15 protein-coding genes and 1 pseudogene are annotated in these 19,176 nt (G+C 57.9%); 11 read left to right on the top strand and 5 right to left on the bottom strand.

Translation table 11 applies throughout. The features are described 5' to 3' along the window. Nucleotides 1-751: 751 nt before the first annotated feature. Nucleotides 752-2,488 (bottom strand): adenylate/guanylate cyclase domain-containing protein, encoded by a 1,737-nt coding sequence (locus tag CU103_RS24615; RefSeq protein ID WP_106666657.1) that lies wholly within the window; start codon nt 2,486-2,488, stop codon nt 752-754. Between the two features lie 912 nt (nt 2,489-3,400). Between CU103_RS24615 and CU103_RS24610 the strand changes: the two genes are divergently transcribed. From CU103_RS24610 to CU103_RS24585, 6 genes are all read left to right on the top strand, one after another. Next, nucleotides 3,401-4,156: an SDR family oxidoreductase gene (locus CU103_RS24610; protein WP_106666656.1), complete on the top strand. Its 756-nt coding sequence runs from the start codon at nt 3,401-3,403 to the stop codon at nt 4,154-4,156. A gap of 77 nt (nt 4,157-4,233) precedes the next feature. Further along, entirely contained in the window at nt 4,234-4,641 is a 408-nt protein-coding gene (locus CU103_RS24605; RefSeq protein ID WP_106666655.1) for a cupin domain-containing protein, read from the top strand. Between the two features lie 90 nt (nt 4,642-4,731). Then, the gene (locus CU103_RS24600) at nt 4,732-5,478 is read left to right on the top strand and encodes an SDR family oxidoreductase (protein ID WP_106666654.1); all 747 of its coding nucleotides are present in this window, start codon (nt 4,732-4,734) and stop codon (nt 5,476-5,478) included. Between the two features lie 96 nt (nt 5,479-5,574). Next, nucleotides 5,575-6,222 carry an HD domain-containing protein gene (locus CU103_RS24595; RefSeq protein ID WP_106666653.1) on the top strand — a complete coding sequence of 216 codons (648 nt, stop codon included), beginning with the start codon at nt 5,575-5,577 and terminating at the stop codon, nt 6,220-6,222. Between the two features lie 165 nt (nt 6,223-6,387). Then, nucleotides 6,388-7,344, top strand: coding sequence for an MBL fold metallo-hydrolase (locus CU103_RS24590; protein WP_106666652.1), 957 nt, complete (start codon nt 6,388-6,390; stop codon nt 7,342-7,344). A 79-nt stretch (nt 7,345-7,423) separates the two neighbouring features. Continuing rightward, nucleotides 7,424-8,089 (top strand): nitroreductase, encoded by a 666-nt coding sequence (locus tag CU103_RS24585; protein ID WP_106666703.1) that lies wholly within the window; start codon nt 7,424-7,426, stop codon nt 8,087-8,089. Between the two features lie 85 nt (nt 8,090-8,174). Here CU103_RS24585 and CU103_RS24580 read toward each other — a convergent pair whose 3' ends face one another. Further along, the gene (locus tag CU103_RS24580) at nt 8,175-9,548 is read right to left on the bottom strand and encodes an alpha/beta hydrolase (RefSeq protein WP_106666651.1); all 1,374 of its coding nucleotides are present in this window, start codon (nt 9,546-9,548) and stop codon (nt 8,175-8,177) included. A gap of 1,001 nt (nt 9,549-10,549) precedes the next feature. Between CU103_RS24580 and CU103_RS32255 the strand changes: the two genes are divergently transcribed. From CU103_RS32255 to CU103_RS31575, 4 genes are all read left to right on the top strand, one after another. Further along, the gene (locus CU103_RS32255; protein WP_106666649.1) at nt 10,550-10,678 is read left to right on the top strand and encodes an ABC transporter; all 129 of its coding nucleotides are present in this window, start codon (nt 10,550-10,552) and stop codon (nt 10,676-10,678) included. Nucleotides 10,679-11,408: 730 nt separating this feature from the next. Next, entirely contained in the window at nt 11,409-12,401 is a 993-nt protein-coding gene (locus CU103_RS24565) for an ornithine cyclodeaminase family protein (RefSeq protein WP_106666648.1), read from the top strand. After that, nucleotides 12,401-13,378: a threonine/serine dehydratase family protein gene (locus CU103_RS24560; RefSeq protein ID WP_210203833.1), complete on the top strand. Its 978-nt coding sequence runs from the start codon at nt 12,401-12,403 to the stop codon at nt 13,376-13,378. Before CU103_RS24565 ends, CU103_RS24560 begins: the two co-directional genes overlap by 1 nt. A gap of 595 nt (nt 13,379-13,973) precedes the next feature. Further along, on the top strand, nt 13,974-14,138 hold the full coding sequence (locus CU103_RS31575) for a hypothetical protein (RefSeq protein WP_162707369.1): 165 nt from the start codon (nt 13,974-13,976) through the stop codon (nt 14,136-14,138). A gap of 125 nt (nt 14,139-14,263) precedes the next feature. Here the strand turns inward: CU103_RS31575 and CU103_RS24550 are convergent. Further along, nucleotides 14,264-14,383: pseudogene (locus CU103_RS24550) on the bottom strand (MucR family transcriptional regulator); the annotation flags it as partial. Between the two features lie 34 nt (nt 14,384-14,417). Here CU103_RS24550 and CU103_RS24545 point away from each other — a divergent pair. After that, complete coding sequence (locus CU103_RS24545; protein WP_245448991.1) at nt 14,418-14,945, top strand: tyrosine-type recombinase/integrase; 528 nt, start codon at nt 14,418-14,420, stop codon at nt 14,943-14,945. Between the two features lie 119 nt (nt 14,946-15,064). Here CU103_RS24545 and CU103_RS32680 read toward each other — a convergent pair whose 3' ends face one another. Both CU103_RS32680 and CU103_RS24535 read right to left on the bottom strand, forming a co-directional pair. Continuing rightward, complete coding sequence (locus CU103_RS32680; RefSeq protein ID WP_342588913.1) at nt 15,065-15,391, bottom strand: GNAT family N-acetyltransferase; 327 nt, start codon at nt 15,389-15,391, stop codon at nt 15,065-15,067. 315 nt (nt 15,392-15,706) lie between these two features. Beyond that, nucleotides 15,707-19,072 carry an AAA family ATPase gene (locus CU103_RS24535; RefSeq protein WP_106666647.1) on the bottom strand — a complete coding sequence of 1,122 codons (3,366 nt, stop codon included), beginning with the start codon at nt 19,070-19,072 and terminating at the stop codon, nt 15,707-15,709. Nucleotides 19,073-19,176 lie beyond the last annotated feature (104 nt).

Here is a 19,176-nt window from a genome sequence, read left to right as displayed (position 1 = left end):
CAGCATCGCACATTTCGGGCCGAATCGCGATTGTATTGGCCGTTGGAACATTTGCCCATAAACCAGGGACCTCTCATCACCGCGCCAGCGCAGGGCGTTGCTTGATCCACGAGCCACCAGCCATCAGAGCGCAGGCGGCAAGGCAGGGGACGAGGAGCGCGTATGGTGGGAAAGCGGAGAATTTCAGGAGTTTTGTGCAGGAATTGCGCAGAGTGAATGGTGGATAGGATCGCGGTTGGTCATATTGGCAATTGTCCATCACAATTGCGAAATAGGACATGGCCTGACCAGGTGTATGCCGGAGAACATGGATTTGGCGCCGGTTGTTCAGACTGAAGAGCTGCGAGAAACCCTTCCTTTGATATGCCGATAACACGCGAATTTCGAACAATTTGGATTGTAGCTTGAATGTCGACAATCCATGTCAGCCCCCCATTTTCACCAATTCGCTTATGGTAAAGTCTCAAAAAGACGGGTGAGCTGCGGACCCATTCACTTCTCATGGTTGCACTTTGCTACTATGCGGCCGTTTCTGACAAAACGCGAATGAAGGGAGCCAAACAACGGCTGCTTCGCGCTCTAGTCTGCCGTTCCGGCGGCTATGCCGAATCCCCGAAAGCACACGTTGGGCTCGGGCCGTCTCAACATCCGATCTGGGGTGGAGAGCGGCCACTCGCCAAGGTAGATTGGGACTCGAGCATGGAGCGGAAGTCGAACGGCGGCGGGCTTCGGGAGACTTGCCAGACGCGGTTCATTCCGGAAGCCCCGCTAGGCGATAGCCAGCCACGATATGCTGGCGCACGTCTTCCGCCGGGAAAGGCTGCGATGCCGACCAGTGCCGGATGGTGAAGTGCGGGTTGCTTATCATGAACATTTTCGCCTCCCAGCGCGCCTCCTCCAAGCGGCCAAGCTGCGCCAGACTCGCTGCCAGCAGGCGTCGTGAAGTCGTGCGATAAGTTTCGGGCCTGCGCAGCGTTTGGACCGATGATTTGTAGTCGCCGATGGAATATTGAGCCTGGCCCAACATCCAGTAATACCAACCGGGCGGGTGAGGATTGAGCCGGAGCGCCTTCCGCACCTGCTCAATGGCTTCCGCAGGCCGCCCGTTTTCCGTCGTCAGTTCAGCCTGCATCGCCCATGCGTCGGCGTGGTTGGGGTCCAGCTTGTGGGCGGCGTTGAATTCGGCATCCGAATCCGCCCAGCGGCTCTCGTGGCCCAATATTACGCCCAATACCCAGCGATTCCCTGCATCGTTCGGGTCGAGTTCGACCGCGCGCTGTGCTTCGGCAAGGGCTTTTGCGCGGTTGGGATCCATCGGTTCGTCCCAGAACTCCCAGCCCAGCCAGAGGTTCAATGCCAGCCAACGGTGCGCCTCCGCGTATTCCGGATCGAGCGCGATTGCCCGGTTCAGCAGGAAAATGGCTTCTTTCGCGGTGAGCGCCGTTTGCAGGCCAAGGGCCCGCGCGCGCACACAGAGGTCATAGGCTTCCAGGTTGCTTGGTCTGTTGCGCGCCGGCGCGGCGATCAGGCGGCCCACCAAAGCTTCGACAATTTTGCCGGTCACCTCGTCCTGAACAGCGAAGATATCTTCAAGGCTCCGGTCGAATCGTTCGGCCCAAAGATGGTCACCCGCGATCGCGTCGATCAGTTGAGCATTTATACGCACCCGTCCCGCTGCCCGCCGTGCACTCCCTTCAAGAAGATGGCGCACTCCTAGCTCGCGCGCGATGCGACGCACATCCATGTGCCTGCCCTTGTAGGCAAATGCCGAGTTGCTGGCAATGACGAACAACTCACTGGTTCTCGACAGATCCGTGATCAGGTCTTCGGTGAGGCCATCGACAAATGCCTCCTGCTCCGGATCGTTGCTCATGTTCGTAAATGGGAGGACGGCGATGGAGGGCTTGGTGGGGAGCGGCAGCGGCGCTTTGTCCGCCGGCACGCCATCTTCCGATGCGGTCGACAACCGAATCCGGTAGACCGACACAGGTTCGGCGACGTTCTTGATCGATTGCGGACCGAGTTCGTCGAAGCCGCAATCAAGCTTCCGCTTGACCTGGTCGTAGATGCCGCCGGAGACACAGATATCTCCTGCCCCGGCCATCGCCTGAAGTCGCACGGCGACAACGACGCCATCGCCGAACAGATCGCCGGCCTCGACAACGACGTCGCCCAGATTAATGCCGATATGAAGGTTGATTTGCCGGTCGGCAGGCATACCCTCGTTGGCGGCCGCCATCCGCTTCTGGAGTTCGACGGCGCATAACACAGCGTTCACAGCACTTCCGAACTCCACGAGAACGCCATCACCCATCACTTTTACGACACGGCCTTGGCGGTCGCGGACCAGGGGTTCGAGGATCTCCTTTCGCCGCCCCCTTAACGCGGCCAATGTTCCTTGCTCGTCCTGGTCCAGAAGGCGACTGTAGCCCACCACGTCGGCAGCCAATATGGCGGCAAGACGGCGCTGGGCCCGTTCTTCGGACATTTCACATTGCCTTCCTAAGACGCAGAGATCGGATTGTATGACGACTATTTCAAAAGTCTATCGGGGACTTCGAGTTTCGACCGCCAGCAGGCTACATGGAGTGATCCCGCCAGTCGATTGTCCCTTTGGGCTCATGACTTGCGCTTGGGCTTGCTTCGAAGAAGGTCCGCATTTTCGCAACCGATCAGACTGCTTTGCGCCCTCTTGTCGGTCATACCAACTGTTGTTTCCTCTTCCCGAAAGCAGCCACCGCATTTGTCTGACGCGACGACATGTTTGCCCCATTAGCAGACTCCCATCTGGCATGGTCCTTAGGTCGAACGAGGCTTTGTCAATCCGACACCGGATCAAGCATTATTGAAATAGATTTACTCAGACCACATGCTGCAGGTTTTGACCGAGTAAGGACTGCTTTTCGGCCATAGCCGATGGCGCAGATATGATTATTGCTGGCCGCAGTAGCGCATTGTTGCCGTTCTGATAGCTTGAAACTTCCCGTTGCTGGTTACCGTCGTTGCGCAGATTGTCGTTTGGGGATTCCGCCAGTACGTGGTCGAACCTTGTTGCTGGGTAAATGAGTAACCTCGCTTCCGCATCGAACGGTATTATGCGTAGGGGTATCTCGTGAAGCTGCGTCGCATACAATGCATGAGAGTTTTTTTATAGTCGAAAAAGTGCACGGGTGGTACTCTGTCTGCAATGACGGGGTGAAGTACGGCGTTTGAACCGACGGGCAGTTTTCGTCAGCCCGTGCATCATGTGTATCACTCTATAACTAAGGACAGGTCACCTAAACCTGGCGGCTAGAGCGCTATACCCTCTGCACGATGGAATGACTTTGTCTCCCCAGTCATTTTCCGATGCGATCGAGTCATTTGGCCCCGTGAGGGTCGCAACGAGGGGAGATCCGTTATGAAAATAGTCATTATTGGCGGGACTGGGCTTATCGGGTCCAAGACCACCGCGCGTTTGCGCGACAAGGGGCACGAGGTTCTTGCCGTGTCGCCCAACACTGGCGTCAACACCATCACCGGCGAAGGCCTGGCGGAAGCGCTGGTCGGTGCGGAGGTCGTCATTGACCTTGCAAACTCACCTTCGTGGGAAGACAAGGCCGTCCTTGAATTCTTCGAAACATCCGGCCGCAACCTGCTTGCCGCCGAAGCCAAGGCAGGCGTCAAGCATCACATCGCCCTCTCGATCGTTGGGACGGAGCGGTTGCCGGAAAGCGGGTATATGAGGGCCAAGCTTGCCCAGGAGAAGCTCATCAAGGAATCGCCGATCCCCTATACGATTGTTCATTCCACCCAGTTCATGGAATTCCTGAAAGGCATCGCCGATGGAGGAACCGTTGGTACCGTCGCGCGTCTTTCACCCGCCGCTTTCCAGCCCATCGCCTCGGACGACGTAGCCGATGCGATGGCGGACGTCGCCGTCGCGAAACCGAGCAACGGCACGATCGAGATTGCGGGGCCAGAGCGCGCTCCCATGAACGAAATCATTGCCCGGTACCTGAAAGCGGCCAACGATCCGCGGACGGTCGAGGCGGACGTCCACGCGCGCTATTTCGGCGCTGAGCTCAACGATCAGTCGCTTGTGCCCTTAGGTGGGGCCCGGCTCGGAAAGATCAACTTCGAGGATTGGTACCGTCAATCCCAGCAGCCGAAATAAGCCAATCATCGGACAACACCTTGGCGATTGTCTTCAGCCAAAATTTACATGCGTCAACAACCACAGGGAATACGACAATGAAGTCAGCTTTGTTAACGCTGTTTGTATCAGCTTCAGTTTGTCTGCTTGGCGCTTTGCCTGCCGCCGCCGCAGATAACACAGCGAAGGTCACGGACCTCATGAAAAAGGACCTTCCAAATTATCCCGGCAAGGAGGGGCTGATGATTTCGGTCGAGTATGGGCCAGGGGGTTCCGATCCCATCCACAAGCACGACGCAAATGCGTTCGTCTACGTTCTCGAGGGTTCGATCGTGATGCAGGTCAAGGGAGAAAAGGAAATCACCTTATCGCCGGGAGAGACCTTCTACGAAGGTCCTTCCGACATTCACCTCGTCAGCCGCAATGCGAGCACGACCGAACCAGCGAAATTTATTGTTGTGCTGCTCAAGAACAAGGACGCTCCGGTCGTCCTGCCGGTGGAGTGATTCTCAAGAAAGCGATGGTCGGATGTTTGTCAGCGGTTTGGCAGAGCGAAACCATACCTCTATTCGAGGCACGGTGGAGGGAGCAAGTCGATGAAAATCACGGTCATGGGAGCGACCGGACGTATTGGGATGCACCTCGTAGAAAAACTTGAAGAGACAGGTGTCGAAGTAGTCACGGCGTCCCCTTCGCTCGGAGTCAACAGTGCAACGGGGGAGGGCCTCCGAGCAGCGATAGCGGGAGCCGACGTTCTCATCGACGTCACCAACGCCGCGTCGTTCGGCGACGATACGGCGCTCGATTTTTTCAAGGCTTCCACCCGGAATCTTCTGGCTGCCTCGGCAGGCGTCAAACATTACATCGCGCTTTCTGTGGTGGGGACACCCCGCCTGATCGAGAGTGACTATTTCCGCGCGAAGATGGTTCAGGAAAATCTCATCCGGGCGGCAAGACGGCCCTACACAATTCTCCATTCCACGCAATTTTTTGAGTTCATCAGCGGCGTGGTTGACATGGGAGCAGAGGGAGACGCTTTTCGGCTCCCGTCGGCATCGGTAAGTCCGATAGCTGCGGATAATGTCGCTGAAATGCTGACCGAATTGGCGATGGGAAAACCAAGGAACGTGACCATGGAGATCGGCGGGCACGACCAGTTCGGTCTCGACGAAATTGCCCGTATGCACCTCACGGCAAACCAAGACACGCGCCAGGTGATTACCGATGACAGCGCCCGCTACTACGGCGTCGAACTGAACGATGACACATTGCTGCCGCTCGCGGGAGCGCGTGCCGGTTCGCTGAGCTATGTCGACTGGCTGTACCGTTCCATGGCCGATTAGACATCGTCCGAAACGCCATCGATACCAGCGAAGGACCCTACAAACTACGAGGTAAGGACGGCTTCCGCCCTTCCCCAACAAATACTGGAAACGGACATGAACGCAACCGACAGCCGTATGCTTGCAGGAATTTCGGTTCCCGACACGCAGATTGTGACCCAAGTGATGGAGTATGCCCGGGAGCGATGTGAACCGTATCTGTTCAACCACGTTGTCCGCTCCTGGCTCTTTGCGGCACGGTTGGGACAAATTCAGTCCATCGAACACGACGCGGAGGTCGTTGCCGTCGGGACGCTGCTCCACGACATCACGCTGAACGAGCGCTTCAACGGGCCGAGACGCTTCGAGGTTGAAGCCGCCGATATTGCCAGAACCTTTGCGAGGAAGTCCGGTTTCGACGAACGCCGGGCACAGTTGATCTGGGACAGTGTCGCATTGAACTCGACGGCCTCAATCGGCCTCTTCAAGGAGGCCGAGGTTGCGCTCTGCACAGCCGGTATCTGCCTTGATGTGATCGGCTGGCAATACGATCTGCTGCCTCCCGACGAAATCGCGAAGGTTGTGGAGGAATTTCCTCGCCTGCAGATGAAACGCCGCATGTCGAAATGCTTCTGTCATATCGCGGAGGTCAGACCTGAGACAACCTATGACAACTTTGCCCGCGATTTCGGCACCCGTTTCGTCAAAGGTTACGCGGCCGTTTCAGCTGTCGATCTTGTGATGGACGCTCCTTTTACCGAATAACACGTGTCGGCCTACAACCCTTTAGAGACACTCAAGGGAGCGTCTAGCGCAGGTAACGACGCTTATGCGTTGGATATAAGCAGCCTATACCACAGGCTGGTTCAATCTCCACTGCAAAAGGCGTAAAGTAACCATCAAAAATGGGAACGTCAGTAGGAGGCCAACATGAGCTCGAACAAAACCCCACACCCCTCGATCAAGCACTGCGCTGACACAGTGAGCGCGAGGCACTTCCATGGTAGACCGGACCACGAGTTGGTTCCGTCGCGCTACGCGCTCAAGGTTGGCGAAATTGACGTAATGGTGGTCAGCGATGGGGTGCTATCGTTGCCAGAAGCGATGCTGGGCCACAACGTCGACCCGGCCGTCCGGGCGGCCTGGCTGGAGGACCAGTTCCTTCCGCCGGATGTGCTCGAGTGGCCGCTGAATGCGGTCGTGGTGCGAAGCGGCGGCAGAACCATACTCGTTGATGCGGGGATAGGGGGAGAGTTCGCGGACTTGCCGCGTGCCGGGCAGTGGGCCCAGCGACTGGAGTCCGCGGGCCTCGATCTTTCATCTGTGACCGACGTGGTGCTGACTCACATGCACATGGACCACTGTGGTGGGCTGCTCGTCGACGAGGTGAAAGAGCTGTTGCGTCCGGACCTGCGTGTTCACGTGGCGGCCGCCGAGGCAGAGTTCTGGGAATCGCCCGATTTCTCCCGCGTCTCCATGCCGCCGGGGTTCCCGGACGCGCTCCGGCAGACGGGCAAGCGGTTCTTGAACGAGTACCACAGTAGGCTGCGGACGTTCGAGGACGAGTACGAAATTGCGCCGGGGGTTGTTGTCCAACGCACGGGCGGCCACACCCCCGGGCACAGCGTGGTCCGCCTCGCATCCGGCGGCAACCGGCTGACCTTCGCCGGCGACGCCGTGTTCGAAGTCGGGTTCGAACATCCCGACTGGTTCAACGGCTTCGAACACGATCCCGAGGAGGCGGCCCGTGTTAGAGTCCGTCTTTTGCGGGAGCTTGCGGCGAATCGCGAATCGCTGGTGGCCACTCACCTGTCGTTCCCGTCAGTCTGCCATGTGGCGGTCGCCGGCGACCACTTTCGTTGGGTGCCGGGGCCTTGGGAATATTGACCGCTTGTTGGATCAGGGTCCGAACTAGACGACCGCATGGCGTTGAACGAAATGAATGGCCGGCGGTAAGGAGGCGATCATGGACGTATATGAAGCAGTCAAAAGCCGCCGGGCGGTGCGCGGATTCACCGACGAGCCTGTGTCGAGGGAGGTGCTTGAGCGCGTGCTGTCCGCCGCAGCCTGGGCGCCGTCCGGATCGAACATCCAGCCGTGGAACACCTACGTGCTGACGGGCGCGCCGCTGGCCGAGCTCAAGACGAACGCCGTCGAGCGCGTCGCCCACGGCGACCCCTGGGACAAGCGGCAGTACAAGATGTACCCGACCGAGCTGAAGTCTCCGTACGCGGAGCGCCGATCCGCTTTCGGCAAGGAGCGCTACAGCGCGCTTGGCATTGCGCGCGAGGACTGGGAGGCGCGCCAGCGGGCAGCCATCGCCAACTGGAACTGTTTCGGCGCGCCCGCCGCCCTGTTTTGCTACATCGACCGCGACCTGGGTCGGCCCCAATGGGCCGATGTCGGCATGTATCTGCAGACCATCATGCTGCTACTTCGCGCCGAAGGACTGCACAGTGTCACGCAGATGGCGTGGTCGCAGGTTCGCGAGACGGTCGCGGAGGCCCTGTCACCCCCGGAGGAGCTCATCCTCTTCTGCGGCATGTCGATCGGGTACGAGGACCCCGCGGTAAGTTTTCCCCGTACGGGCCGCGCCCCGCTCGCCGAGACGGTCACTTTCGTCGGCGATTAGCTACTAGCGTTCGGAGAACAAGGCGACCCTTTCACGAATCCTTGGTGGCCCCTTCCCGGGCCAATAAGGTCATTTCGGGACACAGTCATTGCGAGGCCTGCTGGACATCCGAGATTCTCCAGAAAGGTCGTTTGATTTCGACGAGTTGGCGACGGGGATCGCCGGCCTTGACTCTGTCGCGGATGAGCGCAACCAAGTCCGCCTTAACCGCCGGATCGGACAAGAAATAGCTATGGCCGATAAAGCCGCGGCCGCCTGAATACTCGATGAAATCGACCAGCCCTTCCATGTTGGCCCCTGCCCATTGGGACGCCGCCTCGCTCCTGTCCTTGGGAATCCTTGCGACCGCGAGCTGCCCCAGCCGCAAGGCACTGCCGAAGAGCAATGTTGATACTCCCAACGCCTTGTCTCCAGGTGAAGAATAGACCGTGAGATGCATAGGGCCCTGCGGCGGGAACATGCTTGGACTTGATTTGCTGCCGAAAGGAAGGTCCGGGTCAGATACCCACGCGAACAGCTTGGAAGAAGCCACATCGAGATCAATATCGGGAGCGAAAAACACCGCGTTCGCGATCTTGTAGCGCTGCCAAAGCGAGGACCGGCTGACATAAGCTTCAATGGCGAGTTGCTGGACTATACTCGCGAGCACGTCGGTTCCGCGGCTGTGCGCCAGAAGGTGAAGCCGCTCGACACCCTTGGTTTCGGCGATGATGCGAATAGCTTTCTTGAGGTCCGCGACTGCAAACTCGCTCGACTCGCGGTCGACGTTGTAGCCAAAGAAGAAGCCGCGGGAGCCCCCCGCAGGCCATGTCAGGACAATGCAGACAAACTGGTTCTGCAGGGTCCTGCAAATCTCACCTGTGGCGAGCGCAGCGTCGTCGAAACTGTTGCCGTATCCGTGAATAAAGACCACGACCTCCTTACGTTTGGCTGTTGCGAGACGGCGAGCGACTTCGCCCTGCAGCAATGCGGCAGCCTGTTCATGGGCCGCGACTGCCGTCGGCGGACGGCGTGGCCCGCTCGCGGTCGCCACGACGCCGTAAGGTGTCGCCGGAAACCGTCCGGTCTCGGAAATGCCGCTGACACGAAACTTACTTTTGCTGGAGGGAGAGTTGCGTGTCGGGATGGTCGACACCGATCCGAAGCTCAAGAATATGGCTCTTTCGGCACCGTAGGACAACGTGCTGTCCGGAGCAGTTACAGGTCCCCGGTCGGTAACGTAGAGGAGGTCGAAGGCTCCGGAACTCTGCCGGTACTGAGCCGTCTGGCTGCTTTGCAACGCCGGCGACGCAGTAACGGGCAGCGTTGCAACCTCCGCGCGCTCCGTGGCACAGCCAGCGAGGAAGACAAGCAAGAGAAGCCTCGCCATTGCCCGACAAAAATTTATTGATACCACCTGTCCCAGGCTGGTGAATTGGCGACCAGGACCAAGACCAGCAACGCAATAGCTGTTTGCCACATAATTTTCCTCCTCCGCGGTGTTTTACGGTGTTTAGCAGCGTGCGTAAATCCGCTTCAGCTCCGCTGGTTGCACTATGACAGCTCTTTGGGCGCATAACCGCTGATCAAGGCTTGATCGGCTTTAACAAGAGTTGAATGAGCAAATCGGCCATTGAACGCATGCGTTGCTCGGCCACTGCAGCTGTAACCTTCGATAGTCCCTCCGGGTGGATTTCAACGCTCACGGCCTGGGCCAAGGCACTCAACTCGGGTCGGTATTCTGGGGGTCTACGGGCTATCGCGGGGCGGCCTTCAAACATATGCAACCAAGTTGTCGTCTCGCTGCACACCCACGCATGTTTCGCAGACGCTGTTTGCGGCAAATGCGGGATGCGAGCACAACGCTCGGACCGGTTAGACAGGCGGGTTTTCGAGGTCATGGTACACAGTCCTGTCAAACAGTTGGTCAATGCGAGTGAGCAGCTTTCGCGTGTCTTGAAAGTCCAATCTTGATCGTCAACAGCACTGGCACTGCAAATACGAAGAGCAGCGCGACGGCGTTGAACGCTGTGTTGAATGCGATCACCATGGACTGGCCAACAACCACGCTCCCAAGCAGTGGCTCAGCAACGTTAAACTCCGCGAATGAATGATGACCAATTCGCTATCTTGAATTGATGGACGTGAGTGTCGACCATAAACGGACAAGAAGATGGGGCAAAACTTATCATTGGTCCGACGCGGATCGAGCTAACGCCGAGCAGCGCGCTGCTGCCTGGGCAAAGCCTCACCTTCCCTTATGAAAGCTCTGCTCAGTGTTTTGGTGCCCAAGAGCCCCGACTGCAACCTCGGTGAAATTCAGGTCAGTCTCTAGGAGCAATTGCTTTGCCTTTCGCCCTCTGAGTTGATCCCGCACTCTAAAAATATCCATACGTTCCCGATCCGACGACCAGTTCTTAACACTTTCCATAGTAGCCTGGAGTGGTTGGCCTACTTCAACTTGATGAAAAGGATCTTCGAATGAATAGAGCTCTGATCACCGTCGTTGCCGTACTAACAGCTATGAGTTTAAGTGCCTGCGGATCAATCGGCAAAGGAAAAGCGCCTCCGCCAATGGCAGAACCGACTGCAGCGCCAGTGTATAAATAAAGGCTGCTTCTGTGCTAAGGGAAGGTGAGTCCACCTTCCCATTCCATTGATGCAAGGCACCGGCCTTGTACACGACGTGCGTTCCCGCCGTAAATATTTAGCGCCGGTTGGAACTAGCTTGTACCTTGTCCGGAGCGTATTACAACCGCGCTTCTGCCACCCAGCCAGCAGTTTTCACCGCCGCATCCAACGACTAACAAAGATCCGCTTTGGGCCAGTCCCAGACATCACGGCAGCCGACCTAAACGTCTGCTTTCGCTGGGCGGTTCTTGAAAGCTGCCTGACCGGAAGCGGCCCCATCTCAGTCATTAATGCGACCACAATAATGATTGGAGGGTGCGTATGCGTTATTTGGCTCTCTACGCCTTGAAAAGATTCGAACCAACGAGGTCCTGGATACTGCATTCTTAAACTGCGGTTCCGGATGAGCCATTATGCGACTTTCGAAACGCCTAACGGCGGCAGACGATAGATATGTGCGATTCTCTCAAACGCACATTCGGAATGAATAACCAACCCTCAAGTGCCGTGGCTACTGGCGCCCTGCACATCCGGCTGCGGCCAGACGCCTGCCGCAACTCTCTGCCAAAGCCCCTATCCGATACAGAACAATCTGCTTCCGGTCGCGGCGAATGCGGCCACTAGTCTCGCCGCTCACCCACTATGGTGATTGCGGTACGGGGCGTACTGTGCCGATGCATCCCATGAACCCAAAATAGAGAGGTCAGGCATGAAAACGATGCTGCTTAAGAAGGATGAAGTAAGGCGGCTAATCGGTATGACAGAAGTCATCGGCGCGGTGGAAGAGGCATACAAAGCCTTTAACAGCGATCAGGTGGAACAACCTGATTATATAGGGATGCATCTCCCATCGCCTCGTGGGGAAATTGACTTCAAGCTTGGTTACTACAAAGCCAATGAAGTGATCTCCATGAAGGCGTCTTCTGGTGGGTTCATTGATAACCCGGCAGCACACGGGGTACCTAATGGCATGGGGACCATTCTCCTGTTTGATGCCAGGAGCGGTGCGTTGATTTGCGTTATGGACGGAAGCTTGATCACTGGCCTCAGAACCGGAGCGGCTGGAGCAGTTTCCGTAAAAGCCCTGGCGAGGAAGAACGCCAGGACGATCGCATCGGTCGGGACAGGAAATCAGGCAAGAATGCAAATCCGGGCGATCAACGAGATCATGAAAATTGGAGAGATCCACGCATGGGACAGAAACCCGGATACGCTTTCCAAATACAAGACGGATATCGAAAGCGAATTTGGCATTCCTGTAATCATGGCAAACTCCAAAAAAGAAGCCGTTGAGCAGGCCGATATCTTGATTACGACGACCCGCGGGAAAGGGTCGCTTGTGGAAGCGGATTGGGTGAAGCCCGGTACACACATCGTTGCAATCGGCACAGATCAACACGGCAAGCAGGAGCTGGATCCGGAACTCTTCAGGAACGCGAAAATCATCGTCGACTCGATCTCGCAATGCACAGAAAAGGGCGAGACTTGGCACCCGCTGAATAAAAACATCATCGCCAAAGACGACATCCATGGCGAAATCGGCGAGGTATTGTTGGGAAGAAAGCCTGGACGAGAAAGTGATGACGAAATCACGATTTTCGATTCCACGGGGATGGCCATACAAGACAATACGACAGCCGGCAAAATCTATCAGAACGCAATAGCCAATAACGTCGGCACTTTCTTTCAGTTTTTTGAGTAATGACTATGCGCAACTACCCCACCATTCAGGACATCCGTGAAGCTCAGGAACGGCTGAAACCGCACGTCAGGCACACGCCGCTATTGCGTGCAGACAAAATAGAGAAAGCCGCTGGTTGTCAGCTATATCTCAAACCGGAAACCCTGCAGATTACTGGCGCATTCAAAATCCGCGGCGCCCTAAACAAGGCTCTCTCGCTCTCGAGAGGAGAGATCGCAAACGGCATTATTGCGACGTCGTCGGGCAATCATGCCCAAGGGCTTGCTTATGCCGCCAGGATGCTTTGCGTAAAAGCGATACTGGTCCTTCCGGTCACCACGCCCAAAATCAAGATCGAAAACACAAAAGCCCTCGGGGCAGAAGTCATTCTTTTCGATGGCGACACCGCCGCCAGATGGAAAAGGGTGTATGAAATTGCTGAAGAAAACAAATACGCGACTGTTCACGCTTTTGAGGACCCCATCGTGATGGCCGGTCAGGGAACGATCGGGTGTGAAATACTGCAGGACCTGGACGATGTAGATACCCTCATCGTTCCCGTAGGCGGCGGGGGCCTAATCTCGGGAATCGCTACCGCTATAAAAGAAACGAAACCATCGGTGCGCGTTATCGGGGCAGAGCCCGCCTTGACACCGAAGTATTTTCACAGCCGGATAAACAAGGAGCGCACAACGCTTCCCTTGAAGAACACTATTGCGGATGGCTTGAGGATAAGCGTTCCCGGTCAAAACCCGTATCCGATTATCGAAAAGTATGTGGACGAGATTGTTCTTGTTGAAGACGAACACATCATCGCCGGGATGCGCGCTCTTGCCAAGGATGCGAAATTGATCGCTGAACCAGCCGCCTCGATTGGCGTCGGAGCACTGTTGGCGGGCAGCATAGACGTCAAGCCCGATGAAAAAGTCTGTGCGGTGTTGTCTGGCGGGAACTGGGATCTACGCGACCTTGCCAAGATATACAATGTAGCGGGGTAATCAGTTCCCGCTTCGGTCAGTACACCACCCGGCCGCAGTTGAACGTCTGCGATCCTAATCGCAGGAATCTGCCCGTCCGGAATGCGGCCCGAAACACGTCATTCGGGGATCAGCTTGGCGACGACCGCTCTCCACGCGTTGGAGACATTGGCTGGTTTGGCACGAGCGGCCGCTTCGGGCCCGAAAGGCGACCTCGGCAGAGGAGGAAGCCTATTGTTCCCTCGGGGGAAGGCGGACAAGTCTCAGGCTATTGCAAAGCTCGTACTGATCGCCGCACTGCAATTCTTCTGTCAGCTCGTGGCCTGCCCAAGCGGGCGTCATTAGGTGAAAATGGTCATGACGTTCTGCAGCTTCGAGAGTTGAAAGATCAGGAATTGGAGGCCTTCTCTACCAAAGCAGCTTCTCCCTGCTCCGATTTTTGTTTTTCCACTGTCAGCAACATGCTGAACGCTAAGCTGACATTCAAAATTCTCTCTGATTGAGATTTTGAAAAACCATTATCAGCGCGCTGAGCATAATTTTCGCTTCATGGCATCATGAATAAAATGCCACTTTTTCCTGACAACATTCCTGCTGAAAAAAAGGCGGAGTGGCCATGAAGCGAAAGTCCAAATCCCCAGACAGCCCCTTAGACCAACACACTGTGGAAGAGCTGCAGTTTCAGGAGCGTCTGATTATCAAGTATATTATAGAGGGCATGACGCGCGAGGAAGCGGCAATTCAAGCGCTCGCCGATTTGCGGGAGATGGATCGGCGCTAAGAAGGTCCCCTGACGCATGCGGGTTAATCATTTACAGAGCTCCCAATCGATCCCCTGAGAGCCTGCCGGCGACTTGCTTGTAACCTCATGCTGTTTTCGAGCGGCATCCAATCACGATGGCTAAGTTAACGAGCCCTCCCCGACTTTTTGCCAAGCCCCATTTTAACTGCAAGCTGTGAACGAGTTGCCGCATAATTTGGCGCAACCATCGGATAAGACGCATCAAGGTCCCATTTCTTCCGGTATTAGAAGCCGCTGAAACAGCGCCAGATTTGAGCGATCCGCTTTTTCCTCGACCGGGAGGGACGCATGCGAGATCGCGCGTTGTTCGACCTCGCAATCGACAGCAAACTCCGTGGTTGCGATCTCGTGAAAATGAAAATCGGAAGTCTCGTGACAGGAGCGGAAATTCGAACCCGTTCCATGGTCATTCAGCAAAAGACCGGCCGTCCGGTGCAGTTCGAAATCACGGCGGACGTGAGGGCAAGTCTGCTTGCGTGGCTTGAAAGGAGAGGTGGAACCGTTGATGACTACGCCTTTCCCAGTCGCATCGACCATGCCGATCATCTGAGTACTCGCCAGTATGCCCGATTGGTGGATGAGTGGGTGACCGCAATTGGTCTACGACGCGAAGACTACGGCACGCACTCGCTTCGGCGCACCAAAGCCGCAATGATTTACAAGGCAACAGGAAATCTTCGGGCGATCCAAATCCTCCTCGGCCACACTAAGATCGAAAATACCGTCAGGTATCTAGGAGTGGACATTGAGGATGCGTTGGAATTAGCGGAACATACTGAGATCTGAGAGCCTGCGGCCTCGCGCACAGCGGGGCCGCAAGTGTGTCAACATTAGGTGTGCTCTTCTTGGAGATTGCTGCCGCGCCGCTATGCGCCTCAGTCCAGACATTGCGGCCGCAAGCGGTTCTATGATCGACGAATCTCGAAGTAAGTTTTTGCGCCTCGCTGGAACCCTGCACCTTCATAGAAGTGTAGAGTGGACTCCCTCTGAGACCCGGTCGCCAGCAGAACCTTATAGCAATCGGCGTTCCACGCCCTGTCGAGCGCGGCATGTAGGACGGCGCGGCCCAGCCCGATCCGGAAGAGCTTGACCTCGACACGCCGATTAGAGAAGCGCCGCCCGAAGGGCGGAAACCGGGACCGACTGCCCCCGGCAGGCGGTTCCTTTTGGGTCAAGCGGCCGATTGGCCGTGGCTGCTCAGTGGGTATGGCAGCACCCGCCCGGTTTACCACAATCCTCCGCCAAACCCTACGGCGCTACCTGGCGGGCGCGGGTTGCCTCGGCTGCTCCGCTCTCCTGAGGTTCGCTGCGGCCGCTTATGCCGGCCATGCCGGCGCGGCTGGAAAACGCCTCCCACAATTCGGGACCGCGGCGCGGGCGCTGAACTTTTCAATAGGGTGGGAAGCCGAAGTTCAGACGCCCCTCGGCTGAGGTCTGCTCCCACCGGGTTGCAGTCGTTGCGTGACTCGCTACACTGCGACATCGCAATAACAAATGTCGGAGTCAGAATCATCGCTCCATCAAAGTCGTTGCAGCGGAGCAAGTGTTCAGGTGCTCATACTACCTCCGCAGCTCTCAAGGACCGCTTGAGCATCCTGAAGATCGAGCGTCCCGTGGCCGCTAGAGGGACAGCCGAGGAGCGGCATGAGCAGCTCGCAGGCCTGCGCTCTAAGACCCTGTGCTCGCCAAAGCCGGGCCAAACTCACCGCCGAGCGCAGTTCCCACATCTTCGCATCCTGCATGCGGGCGACGTCGAGCGCACGGCGGAAGCACGCCTCGATTTCGGCAGGATCGCACTCTGAGCTCGATGATATGAGTTCGCCCTTGAGCCGATGCAGCTCCGCCTCGCACCAGCGGTTGCCAGTGCGTGCGACAATGGTAAGCGCCTCGTCAATCAAGGTGCTACCCTCGGCAAAACGATCAGCCTTTCCATACGCCTCAGCGAGTAAGCCCATCGCCCAAGGCGCCGTCATTCCTGACCCGATCGCCTGCATGCCAGCCAACCCGTCTCGCAACCGCTCGATGCCTTCCGCGATCAGGCCCCGCTCCGCCAGCACCCACCCCTGCAGGAAGACTCCCTGGGTGTGCCAGAATGGAAATTCGTGTTCGGCCGCGAACGCCAACGCCAACTCCGCCGCCTCTTGCGCCTTGGCGATGTCGCGTCGATGCACCTGCAAAATCGCCGCCCATGTCAGTACGTAGGCACGGCTGAACAAATGCCTGAGGCTCGCGGTCATGGCGAGCGCCTCGTCCATCAGCTCCAGCGCCCGGTCATCGCGGCCGAGATACCACAGCGCCATGCCGCCACGGCACAGGCAGATCGGTCCTCCATCCTGTCCATAGAGCGCTAGATGGGCCCGGTGCTGGGCGATGTCGTATTGGCCGATCCCGTGCTCGAAGTGCTTCCATGCCGAGGCGAATTCGCCACGCCAGGAGCAGGTAATGCCCAAAGCATAGGACGCTTCCACCACGAGCACAGGATCCGAGATCTGCTGCGCCAACCTCAGAAGCCGTTCGCCAAGATCCCGCGCCGCGGAAAGCTCGGACCGCACCGCATGATGAATGGTGAGACCGAGGAGCACCGGGAACAGCCTAGGCGTTTCCTGGATCCGCTCCGCCAGGTTGAGAGCACGGTTGTAGACGCGCTCGACCTCCGGGTGGCCATAGCCCTTCGCGGCGGTAAGCACTCGTCCCATGGTGATCAACAACGTCAGCTCAAGCTCGAGTTGCTCCGGATTCTCGGGCATCTGGGCGAGCAGGTCGAGTGCCTTGGCCAAATGCCCGACGGCCTCGGTATTCGCCGCCCGCTCGTTTGCGTGCTCGGCGGCCCGGTGCCAGAACACGACGGCTTGCGGCAGCTCTCCTGCCTCCGTCAGATGATGGGCCAGGAGCTCCGGCTGAGCGGACACGACATGTGGGGCGAGTTCTTCGAAGACCTGCGCAATACGGCGATGTAGTTCCCGGCGGCGGCTCTTGAGGAGCGACTGATATGCGGTATCTCGGACGAGCGCGTGCTTGAAGCTGTAGATCGCGTTAGGGGGGCTTCCGCGCCGAAAAACTAGCTCAGTAGCAACCAGTTGATCAAGGCTCCTCTGCAGCTCATGCTCATCGAGCACTGCTAACGCCGCAATCAGCTCATAGGAGAACTCGCGCCCAATGCAGGCGCCGATCTGGGCCACCACCTTGGCCCTGCCGAGGCGGTCGAGGCGGGACATCAGCGAGTCGTATAGCGTTACCGGGATCGCCAGCGGCGGCATATGTGCAGCCAGTCCAAACTGATCGCCGGCCACTCCCAGGAGACCAGATTCGAGCATGGTTTTGGTCAACTCCTCAAGGTACAGCGGTACGCCATCGGTGTTGGCCAGGATGTAATCAAGCACTCCGGCAGGCAGTGCCTTTCCGCCGGTCAGCCGTTCGACCAGCGATTGAGCGTGCACCCGGTCGAGGCGATTCAGGACCACTTTTGTCACGTGCCGGTAACTACGCCAAGGCGGGACGAATTCGGGCCTGTAGGTAATGACCAGCAGCACCGGGAGCTGCCGGATGTGGTTCACGAACAAGCCGAACAGCTCAAGGCTACTCGCGTCCAGCCAGTGAGCGTCCTCAAGCACCAGGAGCACCGGCTGCTTCGCAGCCAGTCTGCCAAGCTGGGCGATGAGCACGTCGAAGGTTCGGTTCTTACGCTGTTGGGGCGCGAGGTCCAGTATTGGACAGCGGCCAGTGCCTGGAATTCCGAGAAGCTCGGCCAACAATGGGAGCGCTTCGCTCACCTCACCCACCTGTTCCGCGATCAGCGCCTGGAGTTTGGCGAGCTTCACGACCGATGAATCCTCGCGTTCAAATCCCGCTTCCTGTTCAAGCTGGCCAATCACCGGACGAAGCGCGCTGTTGATGTGGTATGGCGAGGCGAAGTACCGGCGCAACCTGTGTGGTTCTCGAAGGAGACGCTCGCGAAGGGCCAGGGCGAGACGCGACTTGCCGATTCCGGCCTCACCCTCGAGCAGGACGACCTGACCGTCCTTGGCCTTGGCCTGAGTCCAGCGATCGACCAACAATGCGAGTTCCGGGTCACGGCCGACCAACGGCAGCACGGTAGCGTGACCGGCCTCGAAGCGGTCGTCGCTACGCACTTCGCCGAGCACCCGAAACGCTTCAGCCGCCCCGGAAAAACCTTTGATCGGCCGCAGTCCGATGCTTTCGAGCTTGAACTGGCCCCGCAGCAGTGCGCGCGTTGCTTCGGCAATGACCACTGTGCCGGATCCGGCCAACTCCTGTAGGCGGGCCGCCAGGTTCGGCGTTTCACCTACGACGCTGCATTCCTCGGCCTCGCCGGTGCCGATGATGTCACCCACCACGACCAGGCCAGTGGCGATTCCGATCCGAACAGCCAGGTGTTCGCCTGCCGCATCCAGCCGGTCGACGGCCTCAACGACCGCGAGGCCGGCCCTCACGGCCCGCTCGGCATCTTCCTCGTGAGCCTGGGGATAGCCGAAGTATACGAGGACGCCGTCGCCCATATACTTGGCAACAAAACCGTCGTACCGGCCGACGATCTCGGTGGCGCAAGCACGGTACGCAACGATCGACTGCCGTAGGTCTTCTGGATCGAGGCGGGCGGAGAGTGCTGTCGATCCAACGAGATCGCAGAACATCACTGTAAGCTGTCGCCGTTCCGCCTCGCTGTGAATCGGTGACACGGAGGGACGTAGTGCCGCCGTGGGCGGCGGCGACTTCTGAGCCAGAGTCGCGGCCGCCCTGAGAAAACGCTTGCGGTCACCAAGGGACAGTCCGAGCTCCTTGAGGTCGGCATCGGTGAGATCGTCGACGACATCGAGATCGATGCCGTTCTTCAAGAAGGTTTGGCGATACCGCTCAAGCCTGATGCTGGCGAGCCAGTCTCCGATGTCGGGCATGACATAGCATCCTCTGACATGGTCGAATTCGGATTGCTCTGAGGCGCTTTCCCACGAGTCGAGGATATACAGCTTACACCTGTCGCCCTGAGCCGTCACGTGGA

It is taken from the genome of Phyllobacterium sophorae, assembly GCF_003010965.1.
In the GTDB taxonomy this organism is placed as follows: domain Bacteria; phylum Pseudomonadota; class Alphaproteobacteria; order Rhizobiales; family Rhizobiaceae; genus Phyllobacterium; species Phyllobacterium sophorae.
Note: the sequence above shows the minus strand (reverse complement) of the source record. Positions and strands in the feature narration are given on the sequence as shown.

Excerpts from the sequence above, each read along its gene's own strand:
- CU103_RS31575 (WP_162707369.1), top strand. The coding sequence starts at position 13,974 with ATGAAGCGAAAGTCCAAATCCCCAGACAGCCCCTTAGACCAACACACT.
- CU103_RS24560 (WP_210203833.1), top strand. The coding sequence starts at position 12,401 with ATGACTATGCGCAACTACCCCACCATTCAGGACATCCGTGAAGCTCAG.
- CU103_RS24610 (WP_106666656.1), top strand. The coding sequence starts at position 3,401 with ATGAAAATAGTCATTATTGGCGGGACTGGGCTTATCGGGTCCAAGACC.
- CU103_RS24590 (WP_106666652.1), top strand. The coding sequence starts at position 6,388 with ATGAGCTCGAACAAAACCCCACACCCCTCGATCAAGCACTGCGCTGAC.
- CU103_RS24595 (WP_106666653.1), top strand. The coding sequence starts at position 5,575 with ATGAACGCAACCGACAGCCGTATGCTTGCAGGAATTTCGGTTCCCGAC.
- CU103_RS24605 (WP_106666655.1), top strand. The coding sequence starts at position 4,234 with ATGAAGTCAGCTTTGTTAACGCTGTTTGTATCAGCTTCAGTTTGTCTG.
- CU103_RS24615 (WP_106666657.1), bottom strand. The coding sequence starts at position 2,488 with ATGTCCGAAGAACGGGCCCAGCGCCGTCTTGCCGCCATATTGGCTGCC.
- CU103_RS32255 (WP_106666649.1), top strand. The coding sequence starts at position 10,550 with ATGAATAGAGCTCTGATCACCGTCGTTGCCGTACTAACAGCTATGAGT.
- CU103_RS24535 (WP_106666647.1), bottom strand. The coding sequence starts at position 19,072 with ATGCCCGACATCGGAGACTGGCTCGCCAGCATCAGGCTTGAGCGGTAT.
- CU103_RS24585 (WP_106666703.1), top strand. The coding sequence starts at position 7,424 with ATGGACGTATATGAAGCAGTCAAAAGCCGCCGGGCGGTGCGCGGATTC.
- CU103_RS24565 (WP_106666648.1), top strand. The coding sequence starts at position 11,409 with ATGAAAACGATGCTGCTTAAGAAGGATGAAGTAAGGCGGCTAATCGGT.
- CU103_RS24600 (WP_106666654.1), top strand. The coding sequence starts at position 4,732 with ATGAAAATCACGGTCATGGGAGCGACCGGACGTATTGGGATGCACCTC.